This is a genomic window from Bacillota bacterium (genome assembly GCA_029961055.1).
Classification (GTDB): Bacteria; Bacillota; Sulfobacillia; order JAIMAT01; family JAIMAT01; genus JAIMAT01.
In genome coordinates this window covers 1-2798 of sequence record JASBVM010000034.1, presented here as the reverse complement: position 1 = coordinate 2798, position 2798 = coordinate 1, and the positions used below count along the sequence as shown (strand labels likewise).

Here is a 2798-nt window from a genome sequence, read left to right as displayed (position 1 = left end):
GCATGGGGATGCGCGAGGGAAGGTGCGGGTAGACGTAGAGCCCGAGGGCTAGGGTACCCAGCAACACGGCAAGGGCCGGCCCGAACCAGGCCCAGGGGATCTCGCGCGCTCCCCGCGGCCGCGTCTCGGCGACGGCCACCCGGGGCGTCTCCGCCATCCACCCTTCCTGCGCCTTGATCGCGCCCAGCCGGCGGTGGGCCGCGACGTAGACCAGCGTCGCCAGGACGACGAAGGCGAGGTCGGCGCCCGCGGCCACCAGCGCCCGCCCGTCCGCACCGCCCCACCCGCTCAGGAGGACCGCCAACCAACCGGCGGCGACCAAGGCGGCGGCGACCGCGACGCCCCGCCGGTAGCGCCGCCGGATCGCCGTGACGACCGGCGCACCCGCGCGTTCCGGCGGGATGCGGACGCCGAAGGCCAGCGTCCGCGACTGCAGCTCCGGCATCACGAGGAACAGGGCCACCACGCTCAGCCAGAGGATCCCCTGGAACAGCTGGAAGAGGAGGTCGGGCTTCATCCGTCCATCAGCTCCCCGAGACGTGTGAGGATCTGCGTGCGGGGGAAGCCTCGCGCCCGGGCCTCGTCCAGCAGCTGGCGCGCCTGCCGCTCCCACTCGGCGGGCAGCTCCGGCGGCTCTTCGGTCGCCGCCGGGTGGCGGACCACGGCGCCGCTGCGGCCGAGGACGCGAAGGAAGCCTTCCTGGCGCAACTGGTCGTAAGCCCGGTGGACGGTGTGGACGTTGACGCCCAGGTCGGCGGCCAGCTGGCGGATCGAGGGCAGGCGCTCGCCGTCCGCCAGCTCCCCGCGCGCCATGGCGGCCACCACCTGGTTGCGGATCTGGAGATAGATCGGCTCGGGGCTTTCGAAGTCGACCTTGAGCAGCAGCAGTCGCGCTCACCTTCCTGACGGGCTTGTTATAGCACAGGTAGAGCACCGGCATCGAGCATGTCTCTCGGGCATGGGTGCCCGAACTGATGGCATGATGGCGAAACGGCCAGCATGATGGCAAACCGTGCCTTCCCTATCCCGGACCCCTGCACGGCCGCGCCTTGACCGCACGTGCCCGCCCGCCACCTCCACAGCTCGACCAGCGCTTCGCCCCGCGTCATCCACTCGGACCCCCGCGACAGGGACACGGCCCCGGTCGTTCCCGGCCCGGCGGCTCTCCCCGCGTCCGACCCCGTCCCGGCTTCTGCCGGCATCCCCGCCTCCCCGGCGGCCCGCGCCAGCATCGCCCGCCACTCGGCGCGCGTCACGACCTCCCGCGACGAGGCCGGCCACCAGGGGCCCTCGGGCTGCCAGAAGACCACCGGCGTCAGGCGCCAGATCTCGAGCCCGAGCGCCTCCGCCCGGGCACGCGACCACCAGGGCGCCGGCTGCGGGTGCGCGTCGCCGCCGAGCGCGCGGACGAGCCAGGCCGCGGCGTGGCCGAGCTCCAGCGTCGCCTCGGGCGCGGCGTGCGTCGGGTCGACGCCGCGGAGGATCCCTTCCTGCCAGAGGAAGCCGACCGCCTCGGCAAGCTCCCCGCCCGCCGGCACGTCGACGAAGGGCGGCGGGCCCCCGCGCCGCGCGCGCTCGCCCAGCGGCGTCGCCCAGTCCGCCAGCGTCAGGAAGCGGCCCGGCCAGCACCCCCCTGCCTCCCCCGGGCGCGGCGGCGCGAGCGGAGCCGGCGCGGGCGGGTGGGAGGGCGAGGGTCCGGCTGCGGCCACGGTCACGCGGAGCACGAGCTCCGCCTCGAGCAGGTTGCCGGCGCCGTCCGTCGCCCAGAGCGCCGCGCGCACCTCGCGCGGCGCCGCTCCCTCCCCGGCGGCGGGCGTACCGCCCGGGGGCAGGGCGAGTGCCAGGCGGAAGGCGGCCGACTGCGGCCCGGCCGCGTCCGGGGAGCCGGGCGGCGGCGAGGAGGCGAGGAGCGTCTCCGAACCTGTTGCGCCGGTCGCGCCGGTCGCGCCGGTCGCGCCGGTTGCTCCGGTCGCTTCCTCGAGGCGGGTGAGGGTGAAGCCCGTCCAGGCGTCGGAGACGAGCCCGGCCAGCTCCAGCGGCGCGCCCGGTGCGACGGTCCAGTCCGCCTCGTAGCGGAGGCGGCGGTAGGCGGCGGCCCCGTCGCCGGCAGGAAGCTCCTCCACCACGACGGGCTCGGCGCCCTGGAGCGGCGCGCCGGACCAGGCCAGGGCGGGCGGCGTGCCGTCCACCACCCAGCGCCGGGTGGCCGCGGTGGCGTGGGAGGGGTCGGCGGCGTCCCAGGCGCGGAGCGTGCCGGTCCAGACGCCTTCCTCGAGCGGGCCGGTCGAGCCGCTCATGCGGAAGTCGGTGAGCGTGGCCAGCTGCGCCAGGTCGGGGACGACGGTGCGGCCGGCGGCGCCGCCGGCGGCGAGGGCCGGCTCGAGCTCGAGCACCGCCCCCGCCAGGTTGGGATCGGTGAGGACGCCGCCAAGGGGCAGGTCGGGGCCGGGCAGGAGCGCTTCCTCGGGCGGGTCGGTCCACAGGATCGCCGGCGCGCTCGCGTCCACCCAGACCGTCGCCTCGGCGTGGCCGCCGGCCGGCGCCCCGTCCACCTCGAGGAGGTCGACCGCGATCCGGAGGAAGCCCTCCCCGGCCACGCTCGTCCGGAGCGACGTCCCCTCCACCCGCTCCACCTGCGCCGGACCGCTCGGCTGGCCGTCGGGCGCCAGCGCCTGGCCGCTGAGCGTGACCTGGGCCACGACCGCGGCCGGTTCGCTCCCGTAGACGGCGTCGCGCACGGTCCAGACGACGGCCAGGTCCCGCGTGCCGAGGACGAGGCCGTCGGCCGGCTGGACGAG

At 76.7% G+C, this 2798-nt stretch carries 3 protein-coding genes; all 3 read right to left on the bottom strand.

Annotated elements, in window-relative coordinates:
* Positions 1-517, bottom strand: a 517-nt coding sequence (locus QJR14_08265; GenBank protein MDI3317591.1) for a hypothetical protein, incomplete at its 3' end; no start/stop codon positions are given.
* Complete coding sequence (locus QJR14_08260; GenBank protein ID MDI3317590.1) at positions 514-837, bottom strand: GntR family transcriptional regulator; 324 nt, start codon at positions 835-837, stop codon at positions 514-516. The genes QJR14_08265 and QJR14_08260, both read right to left, overlap by 4 nt.
* Positions 838-914: 77 nt before the next feature.
* The coding region (locus QJR14_08255) for a hypothetical protein (GenBank protein ID MDI3317589.1) at positions 915-2798 on the bottom strand (1884 nt) is incomplete at its 5' end.